Origin of the sequence: Marasmitruncus massiliensis (assembly GCF_900186535.1) — a bacterium.
GTDB lineage: Bacteria > Bacillota > Clostridia > Oscillospirales > Ruminococcaceae > Anaerotruncus > Anaerotruncus massiliensis_A.
Genome location: NZ_FYDE01000005.1, coordinates 1843445 through 1865799 on the forward strand (window position 1 = coordinate 1843445; position 22355 = coordinate 1865799).

Here is a 22355-nt window from a genome sequence, read left to right on the forward strand (position 1 = left end):
TATTTCTGTTTCTGGATATAGGACAATGGTATCACAAGGAATAGAAGTTTTCAACATTCGATTTATTGCACATTTTAAAGCAAATCAAATTAAGAGGAGGAATTAAAATGTCAAAGAAATTAGAAACCATGGATGCGGAAACCTTGATGACCACACCCATGGCACCGCTGAAATTCATTGTCAGCGGTCTGCTACCCGAAGGACTGCATGTGCTGGCTGGCTCACCGAAAATCGGCAAGAGCTGGCTGGCACTGTGGATCTGCTTACAGGCGGCAAAGGGTGAAAAGGTATGGGAATTCGAAACGCTAAAAAGCGAAGTCCTGTATCTCTGTTTAGAGGATAGTTTCGCCCGTATCCAAAGCAGGCTGTTTGAAATTACCGATGAAGCACCGGCGACACTTCACTTTGCCATTATGAGCGACACTATTGGAAACGGTCTGGAAGTCCAGATTGAAAATTTCATCAGAGAACATCCCGGCACGGGACTGATTGTCATTGACACCCTGCAAAAGGTTCGTAAAACGGTTTCTTCAAACGTGAACCCCTACGCCTCCGATTATGATGACATTAACGCATTAAAGCAAATTGCGGACCGTCACCATCTTGCCATCCTGCTCGTACATCATCTTCGAAAAACAGGCGATGCCGATCCGCTCAATATGATTTCGGGAACCAGCGGTATTGCTGGTGGTGCTGATACAAACTTTGTACTGCAAAAAGACAAGCGAACGGAAAATACCGCAACGCTCATCTGCACCGGCAGAGATATCGAGGGACGGGAATTGTTCTTGGAGTTCAACAAAAACAAATTTTTATGGGAGCTGCTGGAACCGATTGAAATCGAGCAGCTGATTATACCCGATGAAATTTTTCTTCTCTGTGATTTTATAAAATCGGCAGGCAGCTTCACCGGGACGGCAACCGAGTTGATAGAAAACTTGAATCTGGATTGCAGCCCCGCAATTCTGAAGAAGAGAATCATTAAGCATATGGAGCATCTGGGTAGAAACGGTATTCATTATTCGGAGAATAGGACTTTTGAGCGACGGGAATTTACTCTCTGTTATGACGGTAATGACGATATGACGGCAGAATCAAGCCCCCAGAACTTGCCGTCTTTGCCGTCAGCACTGTCACAGCACAGTAATCTCGCTGCCGTCACCCCCTGTTTGCCCCTGTGTGGCGAGATTGACGGTGGAGTGGCGTAACTCCACCTAACCCAAATGAAACCACAAATTGAGCCACTGTTGCAGACGACTTCGGATTCACCCTTATTTCAGATAAAACGTGGGCGCTTCAGCTACGATTTCTCACCCGTTGGGTGAGGCGAGCAGAGCGTCGGGCTATACGCCCGCCACAGCTCGCTCGGGGCAGAAGCCCCGGGCCCCACTTTATAGAGCGCCGTTGGCGCAATCAAAATCGAAAGGAGAACCGCCAATGAAAAAGAAACCCTTTGCCTTTCGCATCAGCGAAAGCACCTATAAAACCTTAAAACGAAAAGCCAAGCGCGGCAAGGTTACCATGACGGAATTTTTAGAACGAGCCATAACCGATAAAGAGATTGTTGTAGTTGATGGAGTGCAGGAGCTCATCAGCGAACTGAAAGCCATCGGCAGAAACCTTAATCAGCTTACCACCCTTGCCAATATGGGAAAAGCGGATACCGTTTACCTTGCAGAAACCAAGGCTCAGCTAAGCGGTATCTATGAAAAGTTGTCTGCACTCTGCGAGGTGAACCGGTAATGGCAACAGTCAATTTCATTCCCTGCAAAAAACAAAACGCTTTCTCTATGCGAAATGAAATCGAGTATATTCTACAGGATTTCAAGGTGTGCATCGAGCCGGAGAAATCCAATTGTGACCACACCGTCAACTACCAAACCTATTGCGAGGATGCGGATAAGACCGGCTGTATCCGCTTAATTTCCGGCAAAGACTGCTGTCCCGAAACAGCCTTCCAAGAATTCATGGCAACCAAAAACAGCTTTAAAAAGGCTGACCAAACCATGTTTTATCACTACGACCAAGCCTTTAAGGACGGCGAAACCATTTCACCCAAAACCGCACATGAGATTGCTGTTAAATTTGCGGAGGATAATTACCCCGATTATGAAGTGGTTATCGCCACTCATGTGGACAACGAGCATCTGCATTCTCATTTTGTTATCAACTCGGTCAGCTTTAAAACCGGAAAGAAATTGCACCAAGGCCCCAAAACACTACTAAAGCTTCGGGCGTATTCAGACCAAATTTGTCAGCAATATGGGCTGACCACCCTTGAGCCATACACTGGCGGCAAGTCTCAAAGTCTTGCTTTCCGAGAATACCGTGCCGCCGCCAAGGGGCAGAGCTGGAAGTTTTCATTAATGAACGCAATTGATACAGCGATGAAAAACAGCGGCACAAAAGCCGATTTTATCAAGAATATGGAGCGGCAAGGCTACTCGGTAAAATGGACAGAGAACAGAAAATACATCACCTACACCTGCCCGAACACCATGTCCTGCCGGGATATTAAACTCCATGACGACCGCTATTTAAAGGAGATGATGGAGCGTGAATTTGAGCTTAGAAGAATTGAAGCAGCGGAACGCAGGCTCGCAGCCAGTCGAACCGATTCTCCAGAAGCCATTGAAGAACAGCCCGTCTTGTCCTCTGACACAGGAGAAGCTGGACAACCTGTTTTACAATCAAGGACTGATTTGGGATGGAATCGAGAACTTGGAGAAACAGCAGAAAACCTTACAACAGCAGCTCCACAGCATCAAAACACAGCTGAACAATCTACCTGCGGGGTCGGAGCTGGAGCAAATCAGCAAGAGCCTGCTGCAGATACAGCAGACGTTGTCACAGGCTGGGAAACAGAAAGAGAAGCATTTTTCTTTGCCGAAGCTGCGGCTGCCGCACCTGACATGGACACCGCTGTGGATAGTAATTCCCTTGATCTTGCTGGCATTGGCGGCAGTGTGGTTCAGCTGGGGCGCGCTTTGGAAAGGCTGGACAACCCTGTTCCCCTAAAGGATGCCTCCAAGAAACCACCGCAGCACACCAGCAGGAAGAAGAAATTAGCGGTCGGCCAAAAGGAAGATGACCACAGCGGACACGATTTTGAAATGAAGATGTAAAGGAGATGCGATATGACAAACGAGAAATTAGCGGCACAGCATTATCTGAAAACCAATATCCTCGGCGCTTACGAAACCGCCGATATCATTTGGCAAAGCGACAGCGAGGGCACCTCTCACCGTACCTTTGCAGACAGCTTTGTTTACACAGATGAAGCCTCCCACACCATTGAACGGGATATGGTAGTGGAGGACAGGGTGTTCCGGGTGCATTCCGTGTTCCCCTTAAAAAGTATTTCTACCCCCACAAAAAAAATGCTCTCGGTGATTGAAAGTGACTTCGAAAAAGCGCTCCAAGACGCTTGATTTCAGTAGACTTGTGGAACCTGTTACGGTATGCTTGGGTTACCGTATTCAGTTTGCCACAACAAGAAGGAGGATTTTAAACGATGGCAAACAACGAAAAATATACCATACTCTACGGCAGACTGAGCCAAGAGGATGACCGGGAGGGTGAAAGCAACAGCATCCAGAATCAGCGGTTGATTCTCACCAGATACGCTGAGGAAAAGGGCTTTGGCAATATTCGTTTTCTGTTCGATGACGGGTTCAGCGGAACAAACTTCAACCGTCCTTCGTGGAATGAGATTATGGGGCTGATTGAAAACGGGCAGGTGGAAACCCTGATCGTCAAGGACATGAGCCGCCTCGGCAGGGATTATCTGCAAACAGGCTTTCTCATGGAGCATACCTTCCCCAACAACAATGTTCGTTTCATTGCGATCAATGATGCGGTGGACACGCTCTATGGGGACAACGATTTTGCTCCGTTCCGCAATCTTTTTAACGATTTTTACGCAAAGGACTGTAGCAAAAAGATTCGGTCGGTGAAGAAAGCACAGGCTGAACGAGGGGAACGGGTTGGAACAAGGCCGCCCTATGGGTACAAAAAAGACGAGAGCAATCCCAAAAAGATTGTTCCCGATCCAGAAGCCGCCGAGGTGGTCAAGCACATTTTCAAGCTGTGCGCCGAAGGCAGGGGCCCCAAGCAAATCGCAAGACAGCTCACCGAGGAACAGGTGGTAAATCCAAGCAACTACTATTTTAATCAAACCGGCGTGGCACTGACGAACTTGGATACTACCAGACCCTACAGGTGGAGAAGTAACTCTATCGTCAATATTTTGAACGATGAAACCTATCTCGGACACACGGTCAGCATGAAGCACACTACTGCATCCTATAAAAACAAAAAGCAGATTATCCGCCCGGAATCCGAATGGCTGAGGTTTGAGAACACCCATGAGGGCATCATCGATCAAGAAATTTGGGACATCGCCCATACGGTTCGGGAACACAAAAAGCGTCCGCGAAAGCATATGGAGAACCCCAACCCTTACTCGGGACTTGTATTCTGCGCTGATTGCGGAAAGCCTTTGGTTCTGCATCGTGCTCACACCATGGACGAGAGCAAAAACAATTTCGCCTGCTCCACCTACAAGCAGTATGGCAAGGAAACCTGCTCAGCCCATTACATCCGGGAAAGCCAGCTTGCTACGGTGATTTTGGATGACCTGAAGCGTGTCACTCACTTTGCAAGGCAGGACGAAGTGCTGTTTGCGGAGTGCATCAACCGCAAAAACACTGCTGATACGAGAAAAGAAATCACCGCACTGCAAAAAGAGCTGGAGATTATGCGGAAAAGGGATTTGGAGCTTACCGCACTTTTTAAAAGGCTCTACGAGGATAATGTGCTGGGGCGTATACCCGATGAGCATTACCGAACCCTGTCCGATGAGTATACCGTAGAGCAAAAAGCCTTACGGGAACGCATGCCAAAGGCAGAAGTGAGAATGGATAAACTCAAGAACTCCCTCGCCAACGTGGACAGGTTTATTGAAAAGGCGAAAAAGTATACCGACCTTACCGAACTGACTCCTGAACTGCTTCGGATGTTTATTGCAAAAGTTGTGGTAGGCGAAAAGGCTGAGAAATACTCCCGTACCGCTCCGCAGGATATTTGGATTCACTACCGTGACATTGGGATGCTGAACGATGTCAAAGAGGAATTTGACATTCCCTCTATGGAAGAATTCTATGGAATGGACAATGAAATGATGTTTGATGATGAGCTGCCAGCTGCAATTTAAGGCATAGCAAAAGGCGGACAGCCGAAACTGTCCGCCTTATACCCCGCATTTTTAGGTGGTTCACAAAGTATCTTTATGAACACTCGCTTAAGGCCGGCTGTTTTTGTTTAATCAGCTTTCGCGCGGTTTCCAGCGCGGAAAAGTTCTGGAATCCCGGCGGGAGGGCTTCACACCATCCCGAAAAGCAGGGCGTTCGCCAACTCTGCGAGGCACATCGCCGTAGCGGCCCAATTTCGGCGCTTCAGCGGAGATGGAAAAGTGTACTTCCTGTCCCCGGATTTTAGCTTGCTTCATTTCGTCCAGCACAGTTTGAGCATCGCTTTCGGACATTTCGATTAGGGTATGCCCGTCAAAAATATTGATTTTGCCGACCGACCGGGGAGAAAGCCCCGTGGCATCCACGATAGCCCCGACAATAAAGTTTGGAGCTATGCCTTCCTGTCTGCCGGCATCCAAACGAAGTATCACCCGTTTGCCGCCGCGCAATACCTTGTCCGCCGCAACCGGAGATTTAATGCTGGGAACTGTCTTTTTATCTTTGGAATAAATCATCTGAGCCAAGACGCATGCAATATCAAGCATTTCCACTTCCTGCTGCGCCGCAAGTTCTTCGAGCTGGTTCCGGTATTTTTCATAACCTCTGGCTTCAAGTGTTCGTTTTACTTTTGAAGCGAACTTTTCTTGCTTTTTTTGCAGAATATCTTCGGTGGCTGGCAATTTAGCTTCCGCAATTTCTGCGTTTGTAAAGCGGCGAAGATCCTTCATCGTATTCAGCTGGCGCCAGTTGCAGACCAGCGTATGGGAGGAGCCGGTTTTCCCCGCGCGACCTGTACGGCCAATGCGATGAATATAAAACTCAAATTCCTGAGGAATGTCAAAGTTGTAAACCGCGTCAATGTCCTCAACATCGATGCCTCGCGCCGCAACATCGGTAGCAACAAGAATGCGGATTTTGGCGTCACGGAAAGACTGCATGACCTGCGTGCGTGCTGTCTGCTTCATATCTCCGTGAATACCCGCCGCTTTAAAACTATGCTCTGTCAGATAGGCAGTCAGATCATCTACCATTGCTTTTGTATTGCAGAAAATAACCGCGCGGCGCGGCTCGTGGTATTGGAGAAGAAGATCGATCGCTTCCATTTTGCGGGATTGAGGAACCTGATAAAAATATTGCTCCGTGGTGGCGATGGTGCGCTGACCGGTTCGGATATCAACAGTCTGGGGATTACGAAGAAAATTTTCCGTAATTTTCAGAATTGCCGGAGGCATTGTGGCTGAAAAAAGAACGGTCTGGCGGTCCACAGGGGTCTGGTCAAGGATTGCCTGAATATCCTCCAGGAATCCCATGTTCAGCATCTCATCAGCCTCGTCCAGAATTACCATTTTCAGGCTGTCCAGACGCAGTGTGCGCCGGCGCAGATGATCCATGATGCGGCCCGGCGTGCCGATTACGATATTGGATGTTCGCAGCTGACGGATTTGAGCATCCATCGGAGCGCCGCCGTAAACCGCCGCCACCGCTACCCCCGGCTTATATTTAGCATATTTGCGCATTTCCCCGGCAATCTGCATTGCAAGTTCACGGGTAGGGGAAAGTACAAGCACTTGTGCATGCTTGTCGGATCCGTCTGCCATCTCTACGGCAGGAATTCCAAAAGCGGCAGTTTTGCCGGTTCCGGTGCTGGATCTTCCGATAACGTCCAGCCCCTGAAGCAGTAACGGGATTGCTCCGGCCTGGATGCCGGTAGCAGCTGTATAATTCATATCCTTTACAGCCCGTGTAAGTTCGGGGGAAAGGCCGATTGATTCAAATAAAGTTTCACTCATAGGCAGGTTATACTCTCTCTTTCTTTCTAAAACGGTAACTTCATCAAAAACAGAGATATTCGAACTCTCTGTCAAAGCCTATTCTGCGCATAACAGTTTACCCTGTATTCAAACAGGTGTTCCTAACAGAATAACATTACGTAACAAAATTATAATTGTTATTTTATATATTATCACAAAAAATAAAGTTTGTCGCAGGTTTTGCCAACATTTATTTGTTAAAATTTTAAAAATAATTTCTGCGAAATTTGTGAACTATCACAGCATTGCTTGTAATAGAAAGGGCATTATGTTAGTATTATTAAGGAATTAAGACAAATCATTCTAGAAAGGAATAGAGAAGAATAATGAAGAGTATTTCAAAAGGCTTGTTGGCGCTGATTATCGTAGTGGTGGTTATCATCATTGCGGCAGTCTCCGTATTCGGCGCATATAACGGAATTGCTCTTGCCAAGGAAAACGTAGATACGCAGCAAAGTGCTATTCAAACCCAGCTTCAGCGCCGCAGCGATTTAATACCAAATCTTGTCAATACAGTAAAGGGGCTTTCCGCACAGGAACAAAATGTAATTGACAGCGTGACTGAAGCGCGCGCGCAGCTGGCAGGTGCCAGGACGATGCCGGAAACAGCGGCTGCCAATGATGCGCTTTCCGGTGCGCTTTCCCGCCTGATGGTTGTGGTGGAAAACTATCCGGATATCAAATCAAGCACCGCTTATATTTCACTGATGGATGAACTCGCGGGAACGGAAAACCGCATCGCGGCATCCCGTGTCGACTATAACGAAGCGGTAAAAGCTTACAACAACAGAATTATTACCTTCCCGGGACGCCTTTTTGCAGGCATGTTTGGGTTTGAAAAGGCTGAATACTTTACAGCTCCGGAATCTGCACAGTCTGCTCCGGAAGTGAATTTCCAGGGATAAGATGAATTGACTGGCTTGAGGTGGAACATGAAAAAAATAATTGCAGCTCTGGCGGTATGTCTGCTGCTGTTTTCGCTTTGCGGAGCGACTTATCCGGAACCCACTAAGGCTTTTTACGCAAACGATTTTGCTGAAGTGCTTTCCGACACAACAGAGCAGGATATTATGAGCCAATCGGCCTCTCTGGCGAAGGAAACCGGAGCGCAGCTGGTTGTGCTTACCGTAAAAACGCTGGAAGGGGAAGAACCGGCGACTTACGCGCTAAATGCGGGCCGGAAATGGGGCATCGGCGACGAGGAAAAGAATAACGGCGTGCTGCTGTTGCTGTGCCCCGATGAAGGCGAAGTCTATGTTGCGGTAGGCCGTGGCCTGGAAGGGGCGCTCAACGACGCAAAAGTTGGGCGGATGATTGATACCTATGCGATTCCTTCTTATAAATCTGGCGACTTTGATACCGGCACTCATGAACTGTATAAGGCATTGCTTTCGGAGACTATGAAGGAATATGGACTGGAAGGCTTGAAAGGCTATGAAGCTCCGGCTGAAGAGCGCGGCAGCAGCCCGTTTGGAATATTAATGCTGCTTTTAATTTTCCTGCTGTTTATGGGCGGCGGGGGAGGCATGCTGTTTGGCAGACGCCGCTGGTATCGTGGAGGCGGCTTTTTCGGCGGTTTCCCGGGAGGCTTTGGCGGCGGTGGTTTCGGCGGAGGCGGATTCTCCGGGGGCGGCGGTTTTTCCGGTGGAGGAGGGTTCTCCGGCGGGGGCGGCAGCTTCGGCGGCGGAGGATCAGGAAGAAGCTTTTAATTGAAAAAATGATATGGACAAGGCCGGATTGCATACAAGCAGTCCGGCCTTGTCAGATAGCCTTTATTTTTGATTTTGACTTTCCTGATAGAATTTGCAGCAGACCTTTAGAACGCATCGCTCACATGCCGGACGTCTTGCCACACAAACAGCGCGCCCATGAAGCACCAGCCGGTGGCAGAAATCGTTGGATTCTTCCGGCGGAAGCAGGGGACGCAACTGGTTTTCGACCTTTACGGCATCCTTGCCTTCCGATAGCCCCAGAAGATTGGTTATGCGGATACAGTGCGTATCGACAACGACTGCGGGCTTATGGAAGATGTCGCCGACAACGAGATTTGCGGTCTTGCGCCCGACACCCGGAAGGCATGTCAGTTCTTCCACTGTATCCGGCAGCACGCCATTATACTGATCGACAAGCATCCGGCACATGGCCAGAATATCCCTTGCTTTTGTTTTATAAAGCCCACAGGATTTAATCAGATTTTCAATGTCGGATAGTTCGGCATTTGCAAACGCTTTCACTGTCCGGTATTTAGAAAACAAATCCTTGCACACGATATTGACACGGGCATCAGTGCATTGAGCAGCCAGACGTGTTGCAATCAGCAGTTCATGCGGCTTGCGATATTCCAGCGAGCAAACCGCATCCGGATATTCTTTTTTGAGCAATTTAACTGCCAGCAAAGCTCTTTCTTTTTGATTCATGTCAAAGCCTCCTACTAAGCGCTTCAAGCAGCGGCGCGATTGTCTTTTGCCCAAAAAGCAACAGGCTGCAAACGCTTCAAAAATAAAATTGATTATCAATATTCATATTATACGGCTTTTCATTTCTTCCGTCAACCGGATCGGCAGAGGAAATCAACGGAAAAATCTTCTTGATATTTGAGCCGAAAATGCCTAAAGAGATAAAAGTGTGCTATAATTAAATTATTGATTGCATAATATTGACTGCATAATTAGGAGTGTGTGCTGTGAACGTGAAAAAATATAAGCTGCTGACCTATCTGGGAATGCTTCTTCTGATCGCGCTTTATATCTTTGTCGAGGCGCCTAACCTGAATCCGTTTTTTTATGCGGACGGCGCGTTCTTCTGGGCGATTGTCATAACCGCCTTTATAGGTGTTTGGGCATTGTTTCGCTTTGGTGAACTGACAATCCAGTTTATTCCCGGCTCGAAAGGGAGGGCAGAACGTCCGTTTAACTATGTGCCCAATGAAAAATTCCCAAAATGGATAAAAATATTGCTGGTACTGCCCTGGGCGTTCCTGATTATCATGATGATTGCGTCATCATTCATTTTTAACTGGAAAACCTACCGTGATCAGTTGGGAGAATCCAATGTCGTGCAGTTCTCGAGTGACATGCAGGCGGTCGACTTGGCTCAGGTACCGATTGTCGATAAAACGCTTGCACTTAATCTTGCGGATAAGAAGCTGGGCGAACGCGCAGGGCTTGGCAGCCAGGTGGTAATTGGAAGATATGACGCGACGATCCAGAGAGTCAATGGAAAGCTGGTCTGGGCGGTACCGCTCTATCATTCCGGGTTTTTCAAATGGCTGACAAACCTTTCAGGCACTCCCGGTTATATTCTCGTTTCCGCCACAGATGTCAACGATGTGGACTATATGGAAAATTACCGTGTGAAGTATCAGCCAAATAACTATCTGCTTCATGATATCAAACGTCATACAAGGTTCGGGGGCGCGTGGTTTGACGGGATTACGGATCCGTCTTTTGAAATTGATGATAACGGCCAGCCCTATTGGGTTTATACTACCTACCGCAATCTGCGTGGATTTAATCTGCCGGAAGCCACCGGCGCATGGGTGGTCAACGCAACCACCGGGGAGATGGCCAAATATACGATCGAAACTTTACCAGGATGGATTGACCGTGTCCAGCCGGAAGATTTTATTATCAGCCAGATTGATAACAAGGGAGAATTTGTACGCGGTTGGCTGAATTTTGCCGATAAGGATAAATTCCGTTCTTCTCCCGGACACATTATTGTTTATAACAATGACCGCTGTTATTTATTTACCGGAATGACCAGTGTTAGCGCTGATGAGAGCGCGATTGGTTTCATCATGGTGGATATGGTTTCGAAAGAGTCGATTGTTTATCAGATGGCTGGCGCTACTGAAAATGCGGCAATGAGTTCCGCGCAGGGCAAAGTGCAGCATCTGAATTATTCGGCAACTTTCCCGTTGATTTTGAATCTTGACGGTCAGCCTACCTATTTTATGGCGCTGAAAGATCAGGCAGGCTTAATTAAACAGTACGCATTTGTCTCCGTTACCAATTATTCCGTAGTAGGAACCGGCGAAACAATTGAACTGGCTATGCGTGACTACCGCCAGAACCTGAAAAGCGGGGGAATCTCAACGGTCATTGAATCTGAGGAAACCGAGAAGATTACCGGAACGGTCCTGCGAATTGCTCCGGAGATTGTTGAAGGGGACACGGTATATAAGATGATCCTGAATGAGTATCAGGACAGAATTTTCATTGTTCCCGGTATGCTGAGTGATGAACTGGCACTTACCAGAGAAGGCGACCGTGTGGAACTGGAATACCCGAAAAGCGAAAACCTGATTTTCCAGGCAGAGGCATTCGACAACATGGCCTTCCAGCAGAAATAGTATGGAACAGGGACGCTCTCCACTTTGCAGAGAGCGTCCCTGTTTTCAATTGACGAAGGAATCCGCTGGGGGTATAATAAATTTATAGACGGTTGCGTATATTTAGCACGTACTATCTATAAGACGGAATGAACAAACGCGGAACGGAGGGTGCGCAATGAAGAAGATCACCGGAGTAGGGGCGTGCGAAGGAATCGCAATCGGGAAACTTCGTGTGTTCGATAACACAGTATCAACCATTGCGCCGCGGACAGTTCAGGATATTGAGGCGGAGCTTTCACGTTTCCATGATGCTCGTCAGCGTGCAATTGATAAGATTGAGGAACTGCGCGGCATAGCACTGAAAAAAGTCGGCCCGGAAGATTCGATGATTTTCAGAATCCATCAGGTACTTTTAAACGATCATGCCTATATTGCGCAGGTGGAATCAGCGATTACCGGCGGACATGTTTCCGCCGAATATGCCGTTCAGCAGGTAGGCGCACAATTTGCCTCCATGTTCCGTCAGATGGAAAGCCCATATATGCGGGAACGAAGTGCTGATGTAGTAGACGTTTCCAATCGGATTATCAGTATGTTAAACGGAGAACATGTGCGCGATCTTTGTGAAGGAGAGGAACCATTTATTTTAGCCGCGCAGGATCTGCTGCCCAGCGAGGCAATTCGAATGGACCGCAGCAAGGTTCTGGCGGTCGTTACCTGCACCGGTTCCAAGACGTCACATGCCGCGATTTTGTCCCGCACGATGGGAATTCCGACCGTGGTGGGAACAGGAATGCAGCTTTCTATGCTGAATAATGGGCAGACGATTGTGGTGGACGGAGCGAGCGGTGTTGTAATTCCCGACCCGGACGAGACAATTTTATGGGAATATGAGCGTAAACGTGCCGCGTACGAAAATGACCGGCAGCGTCTGGAACAGCTTGTAGCGGTTCCGAGCCGTACTTTGGATGGAACCGCGGTTTCGGTTTGCGCCAATATCAGCCATCCGGATGATGTGGATTCCGTTTTGGAAAACGGGGGAGAAGGAATCGGATTATTCCGGACGGAATATCTGTATCTGGACAATGACCGTTTCCCGACAGAGAAAGAGCAGTTTTTGATTTATAAATCTGTGTTGGAACGAATGGCCGGCCGGCGTGTAGTCATTCGGACGCTGGATTTAGGTGCGGACAAACCCGCACCGTGCCTTCATATGCCCCATGAGGAGAATCCCGCCATGGGCTGCCGCGCCATTCGCATCTGTCTGCGCAGGCCTGATATTTTTATAACTCAGGTGCGCGCTTTACTGCGTGCGTCTGCATATGGAAAACTGTCTGTCCTGATTCCAATGGTTACGTCGTTAGATGAAGTCCGCCATGTAAAGCAGACATTTGCATCCTGCATGGCTGAATTAAGAGAAGAAAAAATCCCTTTTGCGAAAGTGGAACTTGGAGTCATGATTGAAACACCTTCCGCCGCAATCCTGAGCGATCAGCTTGCGAATGAGGTGGATTTCTTCTCATTCGGTACGAATGATCTTACGCAATATGTTCTTGCGGTTGACAGGATGAACGCTTCCATCAGCGAACTTTACGACCCGGCTCATCCGGCAGTGCTCAGGCTGATGCGCATTGCTGCTGAAAATGCCGCCAAAAACGGAATTTGGTGTGCTGTGTGCGGGGAATCAGGCTCAAATACGGATTTGACGGACCTCTATCTTTCCATGGGTATTACTGAATTTTCCGTTGCGCCTTCCTCCATTTTAAGAGTACGCGACAAAATTTGCTCCATTGATTTATCCAAACAGGAAGTCAGTTTTGTCTAGTCTTTATTTTGAAAAGCGCTTGCAAATAATCAAAAAATACGTTACAATATGTTCACTCATAGCAGAGTAGAAGTCTGTGCGTTAAGTGCTGTCCGAACGGGGAGTTGTCGGATGGACGAAAAGGAAACTTGCGGTACAGTCTTCGCATCCCGCTGCTGCATCCAAAGAGCGACCCCTCTTTTCATGTAGCAAACTGTTACATGAAAGGAGGTTTTTTTATGTTGCAATCTATTCGTGTGTTTTTTGCGGATCTGCGCAAGATGCCTGCACTGGTGGAGTCTTCTGTTCAGGAACTGCGCCGCGTTTCTTCCCTGACGGGCGCGGCCATGCTTTCCGCGCTGAATGTGATTCTCAACCAGTTCACAGTGGTGCTCAGCCTGACGCAAAAACTCGGGTTCTCGTTTCTCACGGTCGGAGTTTCGGGTATGCTCTATGGCCCGGTGCTGACAGGGCTGATTGGTGCGGGGACAGATATCCTGAAATTTTTCGTGGGACCGCCCAACGGGCCATTTTTTCCGGGCTTTACATTGAGTGAGTTCCTGCAGGGCTTTCTCTATGGGCTATTCCTTTACCAAAAACCGATAACCTTGAAACGTACTTTCGCAGCCAAGCTTACGACAACTTTGGTAATCAACATGACTCTGACCCCACTTTGGCTGTCAATGATGTATGGCGATGCGTTTTATGTATTAGTCGGCGCCCGCCTCTTGAAAAATGTTTTGATGCTGCCGATAGAAACCGCGCTGCTCTATTTTCTGCTGAAAAAGGTGCGTGAGTTCCGGCCTGTTCGAAACGAAAACAACCACATTTAGCTATATAAAAAAGTCCAACAGCTGTTGGACTTTTTTATATTACCCGGCTAAATTTATTGTATATAATATCTAATTAAATGAACTTAAAGACAAGATCATATATAAATAATATTCAAAAATTGAGTTTTATGTTTCCAAAAGAGCAGCATTAGACGATAGTGAATTTGTATATAACAGGAAATCGTAATTTATTTTAACGAGTTATCTTGCAATTCCCGCCTTTTTTGCTATAATATAGTGTATGCAATTGAAAGACAGTTGTTTTTCTAATTGTGAAATTCCGACATGAATTTAGGAGGAAAATCAGATGAAAAGAATTCTTGCGGCGTCAGTGGCGGCAGTTCTGGCAATTGGAACTTTGGCAGGCTGCGGATCAAAGGCAACAAATGATACATCCGGCGCTGGTTCGGCTGACGGGGATGTCATTAAGATCGGTATTTTCGAACCACTTACCGGTGCGAATGCAGCAGGCGGTCAGCTCGAGGTAGAAGGCATGATGCTGGCCAATGAAATGCGCCCGGAAGTGTTGGGCAAAAAGGTTGTTCTTGTGCAGGCTGACAATAAGTCAGATAAGGCGGAGGCGACTACGGCCGCGGCTCGTTTGATTGAAAAAGAGAAGGTGGCCTGCATTCTTGGTTCCTGGGGATCCTCTCTTTCGATTGCTGCCGGTGACCTGGTAAAAACAAATAAAGTCCCGGCTATCGGTGCATCCTGCACCAATCCGCTGGTAACCCAGGGTAATGATTATTATTTCCGTGTCTGCTTCATTGATACCGATCAGGGCCGCATTGTTGCAAACTATTGCGCGGATAATTTTGGCGCAAAGAAAGTTGCGGTAATTCAGGAAGTATCCAATGACTATTCCACCGGACTTGTCAAAATATTCTCTGAAAACTTTAAAGCCAAGGGCGGAGAAATTATTGACGGCGGAAGCTATCAGACCAATGATACCGACTTCTCCGGTATTCTTGCCAACCTGAAGTCTTCCAATCCGGATGCCATCTTTGCTCCCGGCAACTACACGGAATCCGCTATGATCATCAAGCAGGCCCGTGCACAGGGGATCACCGCTCCGTTTATCGGCTGCGATACATGGGAAACCGGTCCGTTCATTGAGGTTGGCGGCTCCGATGTGGAAGGCGCAATTATGACCACTTTCTTCGATGACAAAAACCCGGTCAATGACGAAGGCAAAAAGTTCGTTGAGGCATACAATAAAAAATATCCGGATAAACAGGGAAATATCGACTCTGTTGCGGCTCTCGGCTACGATGCCTATATGCTTGCGCTGGACGCGATTGAAAGAGCCGGTTCCACGGATGGTACCGCTGTGCGCGATGCCATTGCGGCGACAAAGGATTTCCAGGGCGCAACCGGTGCAATTACAATCAATGAAACCGGCGATGCGGATAAAGACGTCGCGATTATCAAAACGGTGAAGGACGGCAAATTCACTTTCCTGGATACCGTTAAGATGAAATAACTCCCTTTTGTTCCTGACAATTGGCAAGCGTATCCTTTTTATAAGGGTACGCTTGCCGGTATTTCTATCGGTTATTCAAAATTTAGTATTCGAGGTAAGCTGCTATGACGATGGCGACATTTATGCAACAGTTGACAAACGGCATTTCATTAGGCAGCCTCTATGCGCTAATCGCCATAGGCTACACAATGGTTTATGGTATTTTGCGTCTAATCAATTTCGCTCACGGCGATATTGTAATGATGGCTGCCTATTTTGCTTTTTTCGGAATCGCGGTGTTTCATATCCCGTGGTATATTACTTTTTTGGCGGTAGTTCTTCTGACTGCGCTGCTTGGTATCGTCGTGGAACGTACGGCCTACCGTACGCTGCGCGACGCTCCCAGAACATCAATTTTGATCTCGGCAATCGGCGTGTCCTTCTTGCTTGAGAATCTTGCTACTTATCTGTTTTCCGGAATTCCCAAAGCGTTTCCGGAATTTAAATTTATGACAACACCATTCAGCGTTGGCGGAGTCTTGATTCAGCCGTTGGTCGTTGTAGTACCGGTAGTGACAATTCTTCTTTTGTTTGTTTTGCTGTTTATCATTAATAAAACAAGGCTGGGCATGGCAATGCGCGCTGTGTCAAAGGATTATGAAACCGCACGCCTGATGGGAATCGAGATCAACGGCGTCATCTCCGCTACATTTGGAATTGGTTCCGGCCTGGCGGCGGTGGGTGCGCTGATGTGGGGGATGAAATATTCGAGCATTCAGCCGCTGATGGGTGTTATGCCGGGATTGAAATGCTTTATCGCGGCAGTCATCGGAGGTATCGGCAATATTAAGGGTGCGGTGCTCGGCGGATTTATCCTTGGCCTTGCCGAGATCCTGCTCGTTGCATTTCTGCCGTCCCTGACAGGGTACCGTGACGCAATCGCGTTTATTATATTAATTATCATTCTGCTTTTCCGTCCAATGGGTATTTTGGGCGAAAAACAGACCGATAAAGTGTAAGGAGGCTGCGGCGAATGGGAAATAGCGTCAATGCCTCTGGGGCAAATCAAAAAAGCAACAGGATGAAATATGTCCGAATCGGAATCCTGCTGGTAGTCGTTCTGATTTTTGTATTCATCGCGGATATTACCGTGAATTCTTATGTGCGCAGAATTTTAAATCTGTGCGCGATCTATACGATACTTGGCCTTTCTATGAATCTTGTAAACGGCTTTACTGGTCTGTTTTCTCTGGGGCAGGCGGGATTCATGGCGGTGGGAGCCTATTGCGTAGCCGTATTCACTGTACCCGTTGAATCGCGGGCTGCAATGTTCTATCTGGTTCCGCAGAACCCCGCTATTGCTAATCTGGAGCTGCCGTTTGTGGTTGCGCTCCTGCTCGGCGGATTTGTATCGGCTTTCTTCGCATTCTTGATCGGATTTCCTGTTCTGCGCCTGAAGGGCGACTATCTTGCAATCGCTACGCTTGGTTTTTCCGAGATCATCCGTATCGTATTTACAAATACGCAGACAATCACGAACGGTGCGCTTGGAATAAAGGGAATACCGACCATTAACAGGCTGTGGTGGACTTTTGGTATTGCGATTTTAGTCGTGATATTTATGTTTTTGTTAATTAATTCTACTTACGGGCGAGCTTTTAAGGCAATTCGAGAGGATGAAATTGCTGCGGAGGCCATGGGCATCAGCCTGTTTAAGCATAAGGTTCTGTCCTTTACAATCAGCGGCTTTCTGGCCGGCATCGGCGGCGGTCTGTTTGCGGCCCTGCTCGGAACGGTTGACCCCAAGCAGTTCTATTTTACCTTGACTTACAATTTCCTGCTCATCATTGTGCTTGGCGGCATGGGAAGTATTTCCGGTACCATTATTTCCGCATTTATTGTTACAGCAGGCTTGGAGTGGCTTCGTCTGCTGGATGAACCGCATGCAATTTTTGGCTGGAACGTTCCGTTGTTCCGTCCCGGCCTGAGAATGGTTGTCTTTTCAATCTTACTGATGGCAATCGTTTTATTCTGGAGCCGCGGGCTTATGGGAAATCAGGAATTGTCCTGGGAATATGTGAAAAAGGTGCCTGACAAAGTGCGTAATGCGTTTCGGATAAAATCCGCCAAAGGAGGTGCCGCAAAGTGAGTATTCTAAAAACTGAAAATGTTGTCATGCAGTTCGGCGGCGTTGTCGCGGTGGATTCGCTCAACATTGAAGTGAATGAGGGCGAGATTGTAGCGTTAATTGGACCGAACGGGGCGGGAAAAACGACAGCATTTAACTGTATTACCGGTGTTTACATCCCCACAAGCGGGCGCGTGTTGTTTGAAGACCAAAATATCACAGGAAAAAGCCCTGATAAGATTACAAAACTCGGTATCGCCCGCACCTTCCAAAATATCCGGTTGTTTAAAGATTTGACCGTAATGGAAAATGTGCTGATAGCCAAGCATCTTCATGTAAACTACAATTTTCTTTCCGCGACCCTGCGTTTGCCAAAAGCTTTGTACGGGGAACGGCAGATGAAGAATGAATGTGAAGAGCTTTTGGAGCGGCTTGGTTTGACTGCGGTAAAAAACGAAATCTCCAGCTCTCTGCCTTACGGTATGCAGCGCCATCTCGAAATTGCACGTGCTCTGGCGACAAATCCCAAACTTTTGCTGCTGGATGAGCCGGCGGCGGGAATGAACCCCCATGAAACAGATGAACTGACCGCATTTATTAAGACCGTAAAAGATGATTATCATCTTACGGTGTTTATGATTGAACACCATATGGATCTGGTTATGGAAATTTCCGACAGAATTTATGTACTGGACTTCGGTCAAACAATCGCCAAAGGCACGCCCGATGAGATCCAGAATAACGATCGTGTCATTCAGGCTTATTTGGGGGTGCAGGAAGATGCTTAAAATTGAAGACTTACGTGTTTCCTACGGCGGTATCGAAGCTGTCAAAGGAATCAGCCTGGAGGTGCCGGAAGGCAGTATTGTAACGCTGATTGGCGCGAATGGTGCGGGAAAAAGCACGACGCTGCGCGCAATCTCCGGGCTGGTGAAACCGAAGTCGGGCAGAATTTTATACATGAATGAGGACATTACCGGAACAGCGACCGAACAGGTTGTTGCAAAAGGGATCACTCTGGTCCCCGAAGGGCGCCGTGTTTTTCCGGATCTATCCGTTTATGAAAACCTGAAAATCGGTGCTTATCTGCGCAAAGGGGAAGACCTGACGGATGATTACAACTGGATTTACGATTTGTTTCCGCGGCTGAAAGAACGTTCCTGGCAGATGGCGGGAACACTTTCCGGCGGAGAACAGCAGATGCTTGCGGTTGGGCGGGCATTAATGAGCCATCCGAAGCTGATGATGATGGATGAACCATCGTTGGGGCTTGCGCCGTTGGTCGTACAAGGCATTTTTGATATTATTAAAGAAGTCAATAAACGGGGCGTAACCATTTTGCTGATTGAACAAAACGCAAATCTTGCCCTTCGCGCAGCAAATTTTGGCTACGTGCTCGAAACGGGGACGATTAAAATGTCCGGAACCGGGCAGGAGCTACTTGCAAATGAAGATGTAAAAGCGGCTTATCTTGGCAAAAAGAAAAAATAGAGTAATAAAAATGTCTGTAATGTTTTAGCATTGCAGACATTTTTTATGTCAATTTTACATTAAATCATGTAAAAGCAAAAATTATAAACTATTTTGTAGGACTGTGATATAATGTAACGGTAAAGTAAAGAATTTGTAAAAAGGGGAAGCGTTAATGACAATTTCGCTTGCGGATTTTCTAGGCAGACTTTTATCCAGTCCGGCGCTTGTTATAACGGTCATATTGACTACAGGAGTGATTATGGTAAACGGCTGGACGGATGCTCCAAATGCGATTGCTACCTGCGTATCGACACGCTCCATGGCTCCGAGAACCGCAATCCTGATGGCGGCAGTTTTTAATTTTTTAGGCGTTTTTTGCATGACAATGCTCAATGCAACCGTCGCGGAAACGATTTACCGTATGGTTGATTTCGGCGGCGATACACATGCCGCGTTAATAGCGCTTTGTGCGGCTTTGTTCGCAATTGTGCTTTGGGCTACAGTTGCATGGTGGTTTGGGATACCGACCAGCGAAAGCCATGCATTGATTGCGGGTATTTCCGGAGCCGCCATTGCTTTGCAGGGGGGAATATCCGGTATCAATGGAAATGAATGGATCAAAGTGCTTTATGGGCTTTTGCTTTCCACAATTTTGGGCTTTGGCATGGGCTGGGGCACGGTTAAAATAGTCGAATTAATCTGTAAAAATTTGAATCGACGGCGCACCACTCTGTTCTTTCAAGGTGCGCAGATAGCCGGCGGCGCCGCTATGGCTTTCATGCATGGCGCACAGGACGGACAAAAATTTATGGGCGTCTTTATGCTGGGTGTTTTTTTGGCGAACGGGCAGGGAACCGTCAGCAATTTTCGGATTCCTATATGGCTGATGGCATTTTGTTCAATCGTGATGGCGCTTGGTACTTCTATTGGCGGCTATCGGATTATTAAAGCGGTGGGTATGGATATGGTGAAATTAGAAAAGTATCAGGGATTTTCAGCAGATATGACAGGTGCAGGATGCTTGCTGATTGCTTCCATTTTCGGTACGCCCGTATCTACGACCCACACAAAAACAACGGCCATCATGGGAGTTGGGGCTGCCAAGCGGCTTTCGTCCGTAAACTGGGGCGTTGTGAAAGAAATGGTATTTACATGGATTCTCACGTTCCCAGGATGTGGCCTGATAGGATTTTTAATGGCAAATTTGTTTTTACACCTCTTTAAAATTTAGTGGCCAATCAGAAAGGATGATTATTATGAATCTGAAATCCAAAAAAAGTTATTACGATATCTTTGTGGAAATGGTCGATTATTCCTGTCAGGCCGCTTCTATGCTTCACGAATCTTTATGTGATTTTCAAAAAGAATCTTTACCTGAAAAAATGCTGGAAATTCACAAGATCGAACATTCAGCCGATATATTGCAGCATGAAACAATGAATATGCTGGCAAAGGAATTTATTACACCAATCGAGCGGGAGGATATTATCTCGCTGTCCAGTGCGATTGACAACGTGACAGACAGCATTGAAGATGTTTTAATGCGGGTATACATGTTTAATATCCAGGAAATCAGGCAGGAAGCTCAGGGCTTTTCTTCTGTCATTGTGCAGTGCTGTGCAGGACTGAAAACGATGATGGAAGAGTTCCATAATTTCAGAAAATCTACTGTCATTCATGACTTGATTGTAAATATAAACCGGCTGGAAGAGGAGGGCGATACACTTTATACCGAGGCATTGCGTAATCTTTTTGTAAATGAAAAAGATCCTGTGCAGATTTTTGCATGGGCCCAGATGTTCGAGCGATTGGAAAAATGCTGTGATAAATGCGAGGATGTTGCGGATGCCATAAGCAGTGTCATTATGAAAAACGAATAGGGTAAACTGAAAAGATTCTGGTCGGTTTTGCCGGCAGAATCTTTTTTGTTTGATACAATAGTCGAATTTTGTATAATCTTGCGATTTTAAGAAGTAATTGGTATACTGAATACAGAAACAAAATCCTCAATATTTAATTAGGATGTGGTTCTGCTGAATTATTTAGCTTGTTGTATGACAGCTTGTTTGCTGACTTTTGGCTGCGCGCTTTCCTTAAAAGCGCAGGCGGAACCATTTTTAGATGAGTGCGATAGTCTGAACCAGAGCGCAGAGAAGTCCTACGTTAATTTTATACAAAATATTGATGATTTCTCTGCATATAGTGGCTGGAGTTCCTGTGGTGACAACACCATTTTTTCTATGGCTGCGAATAAGTCGTGGGTGGATTATCATGTTAAAAATGCAAGTGAACTGTACGTAGAATTATACAGCGATGGGGGGACCTTTGCTACAGTCGCAGATACGGGAGCTCTACAAATCGGTCTGACAAAGATGAATCAGCTTTCCAATATGTATCGCTGCAAGTATCAGAGACCACAGGATAAAGTGTATTTATATCTAGACAGCCAAATATATAGCTTGAAATGTGACCAGTATGCGTTAAGCTTTATACAGGACTCGGGCAACTTTGAGGATGATGATCCCTATTATGGCGCAAATGCGGAAATATCCCAAGACGGTTTGACTTATAGTCCAATACAGCTGAATTTTGATCGGGTTTTGTGGCAGAACCGTGAAAATTATGGTAATTACTTTCGGGAGTTTTATAGTGCCAGCCTTCCGGAGGAAACGAATTATGTGAGATTGACTTTATATGGATATAACAGATTGCCTGGCGGGTGGAGCGATTTGCCAAACTATCCAATGCTGTCGCGCGTAGTCATAACCAGAAACGAACCTGCGGTACCGTCGGAACCTCCGAATGAAGACTCTTCATCCAGCCCGGAACTATCGTCAGCGCCAGAATCAACCGTTTCCAACAAGACCCATTCAGACGACGATAACGATTCGACTGAATCCCAAAGGCTTATTCGCAGTAAAAATGCAGAAATAGACCACTCTTCTGGTGAAGAATCTTTGCCGATGAAGGAATCAATTGGAAATTCGGTTCAGAAAAATATAGAATATTTCCCTGCACAAGCGAGTAGTTCATCTGGTGTTACAAGCAAAGACCTGCAATTGAGTGTTCCACTATCAGGGCAGGACACTTTGCAGGAGCCGGACCAAAAACGATTGCCTCTTTATCAAGATAAGGCGGAGCAAACCGGTAAAACCTTCGAAAACTTTTTGATGCCGGTACTGATATTGCTGCAGATTGTGGCGGCAATCTTTTTCCTGAAACCCCAATGAAGTTGACAAATAGTATACACGGCTTA

General features: G+C 47.0%; 20 protein-coding genes and 1 riboswitch. Of the genes, 18 read left to right on the plus strand and 2 right to left on the minus strand.

The features are described from left to right. Positions 1–107: 107 nt before the first annotated feature. The 5 genes from C1A10_RS16965 to C1A10_RS16985 all read left to right on the plus strand — a co-directional run bounded on the left by C1A10_RS16965 (position 108) and on the right by C1A10_RS16985 (position 5215). Positions 108–1208, plus strand: a complete 1101-nt coding sequence (locus tag C1A10_RS16965) for an AAA family ATPase (RefSeq protein ID WP_101911376.1) — start codon at positions 108–110, stop codon at positions 1206–1208. Positions 1209–1437: 229 nt separating this feature from the next. After that, the gene (locus C1A10_RS16970) at positions 1438–1743 is read left to right on the plus strand and encodes a plasmid mobilization protein (protein ID WP_101911377.1); all 306 of its coding nucleotides are present in this window, start codon (positions 1438–1440) and stop codon (positions 1741–1743) included. Beyond that, a complete protein-coding gene (locus tag C1A10_RS16975) occupies positions 1743–3125 on the plus strand; it encodes a relaxase/mobilization nuclease domain-containing protein (RefSeq protein ID WP_101911378.1) in 1383 nt (460 codons plus the stop codon). The genes C1A10_RS16970 and C1A10_RS16975 overlap by 1 nt, the downstream gene beginning before the upstream one ends. Before the next feature lie 12 nt (positions 3126–3137). Beyond that, positions 3138–3431: a hypothetical protein gene (locus C1A10_RS16980; protein ID WP_101911379.1), complete on the plus strand. Its 294-nt coding sequence runs from the start codon at positions 3138–3140 to the stop codon at positions 3429–3431. An 83-nt stretch (positions 3432–3514) separates the two neighbouring features. Beyond that, positions 3515–5215, plus strand: a complete 1701-nt coding sequence (locus C1A10_RS16985) for a recombinase family protein (RefSeq protein ID WP_101911380.1) — start codon at positions 3515–3517, stop codon at positions 5213–5215. A 111-nt stretch (positions 5216–5326) separates the two neighbouring features. Here the strand turns inward: C1A10_RS16985 and C1A10_RS16990 are convergent, their stop codons facing one another. Beyond that, positions 5327–7042 carry a DEAD/DEAH box helicase gene (locus C1A10_RS16990; RefSeq protein ID WP_101911381.1) on the minus strand — a complete coding sequence of 572 codons (1716 nt, stop codon included), beginning with the start codon at positions 7040–7042 and terminating at the stop codon, positions 5327–5329. A gap of 347 nt (positions 7043–7389) precedes the next feature. On the opposite strand from C1A10_RS16990, the gene C1A10_RS16995 reads away from it, so the two are divergent. Next, positions 7390–7968, plus strand: a complete 579-nt coding sequence (locus C1A10_RS16995) for a LemA family protein (protein WP_180951199.1) — start codon at positions 7390–7392, stop codon at positions 7966–7968. A 27-nt stretch (positions 7969–7995) separates the two neighbouring features. Beyond that, on the plus strand, positions 7996–8772 hold the full coding sequence (locus C1A10_RS17000; protein WP_101911382.1) for a TPM domain-containing protein: 777 nt from the start codon (positions 7996–7998) through the stop codon (positions 8770–8772). A 63-nt stretch (positions 8773–8835) separates the two neighbouring features. Here C1A10_RS17000 and nth read toward each other — a convergent pair whose 3' ends face one another. Beyond that, positions 8836–9480 (minus strand): endonuclease III, encoded by a 645-nt coding sequence (gene nth / locus C1A10_RS17005; RefSeq protein WP_101911383.1) that lies wholly within the window; start codon positions 9478–9480, stop codon positions 8836–8838. A 266-nt stretch (positions 9481–9746) separates the two neighbouring features. Here nth and C1A10_RS17010 point away from each other — a divergent pair, with 266 nt between their 5' ends. The 11 genes from C1A10_RS17010 (at position 9747) to C1A10_RS17060 (ending at position 22329) form a co-directional block, all read left to right on the plus strand. After that, a complete protein-coding gene (locus C1A10_RS17010) occupies positions 9747–11417 on the plus strand; it encodes a hypothetical protein (RefSeq protein ID WP_101911384.1) in 1671 nt (556 codons plus the stop codon). A gap of 157 nt (positions 11418–11574) precedes the next feature. Next, positions 11575–13224 carry a phosphoenolpyruvate--protein phosphotransferase gene (gene ptsP / locus C1A10_RS17015; protein ID WP_101911385.1) on the plus strand — a complete coding sequence of 550 codons (1650 nt, stop codon included), beginning with the start codon at positions 11575–11577 and terminating at the stop codon, positions 13222–13224. Between the two features lie 60 nt (positions 13225–13284). Next, a riboswitch (THF riboswitch) is annotated at positions 13285–13381 on the plus strand. Positions 13382–13442: 61 nt separating this feature from the next. Continuing rightward, positions 13443–14036 (plus strand): folate family ECF transporter S component, encoded by a 594-nt coding sequence (locus C1A10_RS17020; RefSeq protein ID WP_242968965.1) that lies wholly within the window; start codon positions 13443–13445, stop codon positions 14034–14036. A 307-nt stretch (positions 14037–14343) separates the two neighbouring features. Beyond that, on the plus strand, positions 14344–15519 hold the full coding sequence (locus C1A10_RS17025) for an ABC transporter substrate-binding protein (RefSeq protein WP_101911386.1): 1176 nt from the start codon (positions 14344–14346) through the stop codon (positions 15517–15519). A gap of 104 nt (positions 15520–15623) precedes the next feature. Beyond that, complete coding sequence (locus C1A10_RS17030; protein WP_101911387.1) at positions 15624–16517, plus strand: branched-chain amino acid ABC transporter permease; 894 nt, start codon at positions 15624–15626, stop codon at positions 16515–16517. A 62-nt stretch (positions 16518–16579) separates the two neighbouring features. Then, complete coding sequence (locus C1A10_RS17035) at positions 16580–17647, plus strand: branched-chain amino acid ABC transporter permease (RefSeq protein ID WP_180951228.1); 1068 nt, start codon at positions 16580–16582, stop codon at positions 17645–17647. Next, entirely contained in the window at positions 17644–18414 is a 771-nt protein-coding gene (locus C1A10_RS17040) for an ABC transporter ATP-binding protein (protein WP_101911389.1), read from the plus strand. The genes C1A10_RS17035 and C1A10_RS17040 overlap by 4 nt, the downstream gene beginning before the upstream one ends. Then, positions 18407–19117: an ABC transporter ATP-binding protein gene (locus C1A10_RS17045; RefSeq protein ID WP_101911390.1), complete on the plus strand. Its 711-nt coding sequence runs from the start codon at positions 18407–18409 to the stop codon at positions 19115–19117. Before C1A10_RS17040 ends, C1A10_RS17045 begins: the two co-directional genes overlap by 8 nt. 154 nt (positions 19118–19271) lie before the next feature. Continuing rightward, positions 19272–20330, plus strand: a complete 1059-nt coding sequence (locus C1A10_RS17050) for an inorganic phosphate transporter (RefSeq protein ID WP_101911391.1) — start codon at positions 19272–19274, stop codon at positions 20328–20330. Between the two features lie 25 nt (positions 20331–20355). Continuing rightward, positions 20356–20979, plus strand: a complete 624-nt coding sequence (locus C1A10_RS17055) for a DUF47 domain-containing protein (RefSeq protein ID WP_101911392.1) — start codon at positions 20356–20358, stop codon at positions 20977–20979. Positions 20980–21165: 186 nt separating this feature from the next. Continuing rightward, positions 21166–22329 carry a hypothetical protein gene (locus C1A10_RS17060; RefSeq protein ID WP_145997760.1) on the plus strand — a complete coding sequence of 388 codons (1164 nt, stop codon included), beginning with the start codon at positions 21166–21168 and terminating at the stop codon, positions 22327–22329. The last annotated feature ends 26 nt before the right edge of the window (positions 22330–22355 follow it).